This window comes from Methanospirillum hungatei, assembly GCF_020216685.1.
Classification (GTDB): Archaea; Halobacteriota; Methanomicrobia; order Methanomicrobiales; family Methanospirillaceae; genus Methanospirillum; species Methanospirillum hungatei_B.
In genome coordinates, this window is record NZ_JAIWNS010000250.1 from 1 (window position 1) to 5,532 (window position 5,532).

Below are 5,532 nucleotides of genomic sequence, written 5' to 3' on the forward strand. Positions count from 1 at the left end.
TAAGAAGGATGACCTGCTCAACACCTGCTGCCTGCCCGAGGAGCTCAAGGCATTCCGGTATAATCGGAGCCCATTCATTGTGCCGGACAAGGGTTTGTGCGACTGTACTGACTGCACTGAGAATGCGGTCTCTTCGTTCAAGTTCCTGTCTGGTCTGCACAAGGTCGGTAATATCCAGTGAGGTACCGACAAGCCCGGTAACCTTTCCGGTAAGGTCATGGACCGGAATTTTAGACGAGACAAACCACTGTGGGTTCCCATCTTCACCATACACCTCTTCCTCAAGGTTATAGAGGGGAATATTCTCTAGAAGGACCTTCTTATCAGTCTTCTCCCGAAGCGCTGCAACCTCCTTGGAAAAGAAGTCGTTATCGGTTTTCCCCATAAGTTCCCTGGCATTACAATGTACAAATGAGAGAAATGGCTCATTTCCGGTGAGATACCGGAGTTCATTATTCTTCATGTATATCTGGGCTGTCGATGATGCCAGGATTGCCGATATCCGTTCGTAATATTCATGCAGGTTACGTTCTGCCTCCAGTCGTTCCCGTATCTCCCTTGAAATGCAGAAGAGTACATGACGGTCACCCCAGGTGCCGATACTCCCCCTGGTCTCAACAGGAACTTCGATTCCCTGACGGTCGAGGAGGGGATAGGTATTCTGGATTGTCCCTCCTGAACCGGTCAGGTCCATAAACTGGAAGATAATCTCATCCCGTATCTTCGGAGGGTACAGAACCTGAATCGGCATACCGATAAGTTCCTCTTCAGAGTATCGAAGAATTCTTGTGGCAGCAGGGTTTACGTTCAGGATGGTCCCGTCCATGTCAATGACCATGACCAGTTCCTGCATCACTTTATAGAGTTCGGACAGTTCATTTTCACGTTGACGGACCAGTTCCTCTGAACGGATCCTGACAAGGGTATTCCCAAGATGGCCCGTGATGAGCTCCATGGTATCCGTAAGTTCCAAACTGAGCGTCTTTGGATGATCAAGAATGAAGGACAGGACACCGATGACATCCGTTCCTGCCATAATCGGGATCTGACCGCCGGAACAATACCTGCTATTATCAGGCATAGTGGGATCCTGGAAATACATGGCCTTCTTTGTATAGATAACCTGATACAGATCACCAAAGGTAAACCGCCTGATGAGATCATTTGGCAGATTATGCGAGATTGCAAGCTCAATCTTGTTTGTTTTCCGGTTCATAAGGTGGATTGCGCCGGAGTTACATCCGGCCAGAAAACGGACTGTGGTGAGTGTTGCATCAAGAGCCTGGTTGGTGGTCGAGCTTTCAGAGAGTCTGGCCATGAGATCCCGCTGCGCCCGCATCAGCATCTCACGGGTCCTGCTCCCCTTCTCCGACTCTCTCCTTGCGCGATATTTCTCTACTGAGTGGGTGATTTTCTGGGCGATATCAGGAAATAACCTCGATGGCTCTTCACTTTTAAACTGGATAAAATCTGCACCCGCGTTGGTTGCGTTCACGATAACATCCTTGTCATCAAGAGCGGTCAGGAGAACAAAGGGAATGTCAGGAACTAGAGATTTGACCTTTCTGATAAATGATATCCCGTCCATCTCTTCCATGAGATAGTCGGTGATCACCGCATCAGCCTCACCTGCAATTATTTTATCTATAGCATCTTCCGGAGAGGTATACACGGTAATTTGAAAATTACCAAATTCTTCCATGTAGATGCTGAGCATCTCACCAAATGCCGGTTCATCATCTACCGCAATGATCTTTATCATTGACTCTTCCTGATGAAGAGTGATTTTTTTAGAACATAAAAAAGGTGTTGATATATCATCCGGGAAAAAATAATTTATAAATTAGTGGCTAGAAAAAGATTTTTTCAGGAACAAGCCCTTGAAACGGAGCACAAATTTCTATGAACCTCCTCTGTCTCTCATTTTTTTCCTCCCGTTCAGATATTTCAGTAGCCAGGGTATACCATCAGGAGATGGATGGACCTCTATAAACCGGTCAAATTCATCAATGCTGATATCGCTGTTCATCATCCATCCTAAGTAGGCCATGGCAACAGAAGCTGCCGGGGATGCTTCCGCAAGGCCGGTTAAATGTCCGTTCTCGTCAAATTCAATGGTTGCAGAGCCGGTATGATGATTTGTCACTTCCCAGAATGTCCCCGGGCCTGCCGGTCCTGGAATTGTAAGGCCTTTTCGGGTTTGTCCAGGACGTCTGCAATATGCCAGATCATGGTTAAGTTTGATAGCCTGAGGGATTGCAACCGGGTCAGGCTCAAATGGGGTTTTAAGGATAGCGTCGGCAGCTTTTCTACCCTGGTGCCGTGCCACCGGTGTCAGATACCCAATTCCCGTGACATCCCCGGCGGCATAGATACCTGGGGCAGACGTCTCCATGCGATCATTGACCAGAAGGCCACCGTCCGGACCTAAAGCTATACCAGAGATAAATCCGGTATTTGGGATCATACCAGTAGCAAGCAGAACCGCATCGGCGGCAATCTCCCGCATTTTGTCATTCTCCCGGACGATAACACCGGTGACACTATTCTGTCCGGTGATTCCTGCAACGGTGACCTGCTCTTTAATGGTAACCTGGGAGAGATCCTTTCTGGCTTCTTTTATCAGTTGCTCAGGAAACGTCCGAAGTAGTGAGCTTCTGGCAAGCATGGTCACCTCTGATCCAAAAGAACTGAATATATAGGCAAACTCAGCTGCAATGACACCACTGCCGATGATGACCATCCGCTTTGGAAGGGTCGGCATAGAGAGAATGGTATGGGCGGTATACACACCCGGAAGGCAACAGCCCGATATCTCAGGTATGCGTGGGTGGGCTCCGGATGCGACTATGACTGCTTCATATGGAGTCTCAACCCCGTCAATACGGAGAGTTTCTCCCTGGATCTCTGCAGAACCCCGGATGATCTCAACTCCGGCCTGTATCGTCTCCTCCTCAAGAACACCGGCGATAATTCTGATGATCTCCTGCATCTTCTGAATCAGAACCGGATACGAAAACCCTTCAGCTGATCCAAGAAATCCATACTGCTGAAATACCCGTGCCTGCTGTATGAATCGTGCCACATCATTTAAGGCACAGATGATCATGCACCCCTGATGCAGACACTGTCCTCCGACCCCCGCTGATCGTTTTTCAATCAGTTGTACCCTCTTTCCTGCTTTAGCAAGCCGCATGGCCGCGTACCGCCCCGCCGGTCCGCCACCTATCACGACGATCATAAAAGAGTATCGGTCAGCGGTGATGATATACCAATTGAAATGAGATCTGAAAAAATGAGATGTTCAGGAGTATTCAGCCCCGGCAACAAATTCAGGATCTATTCCTGCCGGCTCTTCCGGGCGTTTTTCAAGCACGACGTCCAGTACTCCGTTATGACACGTCCATGAAGAGGTCTCCGGAATGATGGGAAACTGGAGATCAATGCTTCCGGTCATGCCCTGCGTGCTGATATTACACCTGCGCTCGGTAAACTCCACACATGGTTCGATGGAGAGGTGTGGGGGGAGCTGGATGGTGAGGTAGGCCGTCATTCCTGCATCGACCATCTCATAGGCAAGTCCTGGCTTTTGATTCTGCCTGGGATCTGCCATCCCACAATCCCGGTGATTCAGTCCTCCGGTAATGATTGCGCATCCGATAATACCTGGTTTTGCCGGTGCTCCGTTCTGCATCTTTCGCATATTCTGTTCTAATGATGTGATCTGCTCAAGCAGTTTTACCAGGTTTTTGAGCAGGTCATCGTAGGGATTATTCGGCATATATACCTCGGAGTTCTAATCCTGTTCCTTTCCTGCATACGATACCTTCGTCCATCAACTGGCGGAGGGTACTTTCTACCGTCTCCGGAGGAAGGTCGGTCAGGTCCCGTATCTCTTCAGCATTCGTTGCCCCGTGTGCGAGAGCAACCGATACCAGCATGCTTTCTTCTCCGCTTCCGGCCCGTTTGCCTTCATGGAGAACCTCGCTGATCTGGTGATCTATCTCCCGCTCCATCTCCTCTAACTTCCTGGCAAGTTCATCACGTTCATGAATCATCTGCTTTAGTTTTTGCAGGGAGATGAGGAGCCGCTGTTCACCGGAGAGTACCATCGGGACTAGATCATGGCTCTGGACATCCAGATGTACCTGGATACTGATGTCATGCTCAAGGTAGTAATACTTTCTTCTTCGGTCATCATTTCGAAAACCCAAGATTCGAGCATCCTCGAGCATCTGGAGGTGATCAATGACGGCTTTGGGCGATATCATCAGCCGCTCAGAGATCTCCGTCACAAAACAGGGCTTTTCCCGAAGGAGTTCAATGATCCTTCTCCGGTTCCGGTTTCCCAGGATATCCAGAAGTCGGGCAAGCTCTGCCTGTTCCAACATCACTAACTCTATGTTAGTGAAAAACAGTATTTATTATATTCTATAGTTCGGTGCTTCATCGGTGATGGTAATATTGTGCGGGTGGCTCTCATGATACCCGGCCTGGGTGATCCTGATAAACCTGGTCTTCTCATGCATCTCCTGAATATTCCGCGCTCCGGTGTATCCCATAGCCGATTTAAGACCTCCGATCATCTGGTAGATGACATCAGCGACCGGTCCGACATAGGGCGTTACTCCCTCAACACCTTCAGGCACAAACTTCGTCTTTCCAATCTCCTTCTTCTGGAAGTACCGGTCTGAAGAAACACCGGTGCTCATGACCCCAAGGGATCCCATACCCCGGTATTGTTTGTACTTTCTGCTCTGGATGGTGACGATCTGACCTGGGGATTCATCCGTTCCGGCAAAGAGATTGCCCATCATAACCGAGTCTGCACCGGCGGCGATGGCCTTTGCTACATCTCCGGAAAATCTGATACCCCCGTCAGCAATGATCGGAACATCGACATCTTTTGCAACTTCGGCAACGGAGGCAATGGCGGTAACCTGGGGAACACCGACACCGGCAACCACCCGTGTCGTACAGATTGATCCCGGACCAATTCCCACTTTCAGACCGTCAACCGAATCAACAAGGGCCTCTGCTGCCTGTTTTGTTGCAATGTTTCCAGCAACAACATCGACCTGAACACTTCCCTTAATATCCCGAACGCTCTTTACCACATTGAGGTTATGACCATGGGCACAGTCCACCACGATGGCATCAACCCCTGCTTCAACCAGGAGCATGGCCCGTGCGTGGTCAAATGGTCCGACTGCCGCTGCAACCCGGAGGTTCCCGTTATCGTCCCTGATAGCCTGGGGGAACTGGCGTTTTTCCAGGAGTTCCTGCATGGAGATGATACCGGTTAGCGTCCCTTCGCTGTCAACAACAGGAAGCCGCTCTACCTTCCTCGAGTACATCAGGTCAAAGGCATCATCAATTGAGATCCCTTCCCTGGCAACGATCGGTTCATGGGTCATGATGGATTTGACCGGCTGGTTCCCAATCCTGCTGACCATGGCCCGAAGGTCACGCCTGCTCACAATACCGATGACTTTCCCGTCTTCCACAACCGGAACACCACCAATCCCGTGG

At 49.9% G+C, this 5,532-nt stretch carries 5 protein-coding genes; all 5 read right to left on the reverse strand.

Features of this window, described 5'->3' with window-relative positions:
• Positions 1–1,762 (reverse strand): PAS domain S-box protein (locus tag LDL35_RS14205; protein WP_304023615.1); only part of this gene is annotated, 1,762 nt, incomplete at its 3' end.
• Positions 1,763–1,900: 138 nt separating this feature from the next.
• Positions 1,901–3,241: an NAD(P)/FAD-dependent oxidoreductase gene (locus tag LDL35_RS14210; RefSeq protein ID WP_304023617.1), complete on the reverse strand. Its 1,341-nt coding sequence runs from the start codon at positions 3,239–3,241 to the stop codon at positions 1,901–1,903.
• A gap of 63 nt (positions 3,242–3,304) precedes the next feature.
• The gene (locus tag LDL35_RS14215; RefSeq protein ID WP_304023619.1) at positions 3,305–3,781 is read right to left on the reverse strand and encodes a CS domain-containing protein; all 477 of its coding nucleotides are present in this window, start codon (positions 3,779–3,781) and stop codon (positions 3,305–3,307) included.
• Positions 3,771–4,391: an ArsR family transcriptional regulator gene (locus LDL35_RS14220; protein WP_304023621.1), complete on the reverse strand. Its 621-nt coding sequence runs from the start codon at positions 4,389–4,391 to the stop codon at positions 3,771–3,773. Before LDL35_RS14220 ends, LDL35_RS14215 begins: the two co-directional genes overlap by 11 nt.
• Positions 4,392–4,424: 33 nt before the next feature.
• Positions 4,425–5,532, reverse strand: a 1,108-nt coding sequence (locus tag LDL35_RS14225; RefSeq protein ID WP_304023626.1) for an IMP dehydrogenase, incomplete at its 5' end; no start/stop codon positions are given.

Excerpts from the sequence above, each read along its gene's own strand:
- LDL35_RS14210 (WP_304023617.1), bottom strand. The coding sequence starts at position 3,241 with ATGATCGTCGTGATAGGTGGCGGACCGGCGGGGCGGTACGCGGCCATG.
- LDL35_RS14215 (WP_304023619.1), bottom strand. The coding sequence starts at position 3,781 with ATGCCGAATAATCCCTACGATGACCTGCTCAAAAACCTGGTAAAACTG.
- LDL35_RS14220 (WP_304023621.1), bottom strand. The coding sequence starts at position 4,391 with ATGTTGGAACAGGCAGAGCTTGCCCGACTTCTGGATATCCTGGGAAAC.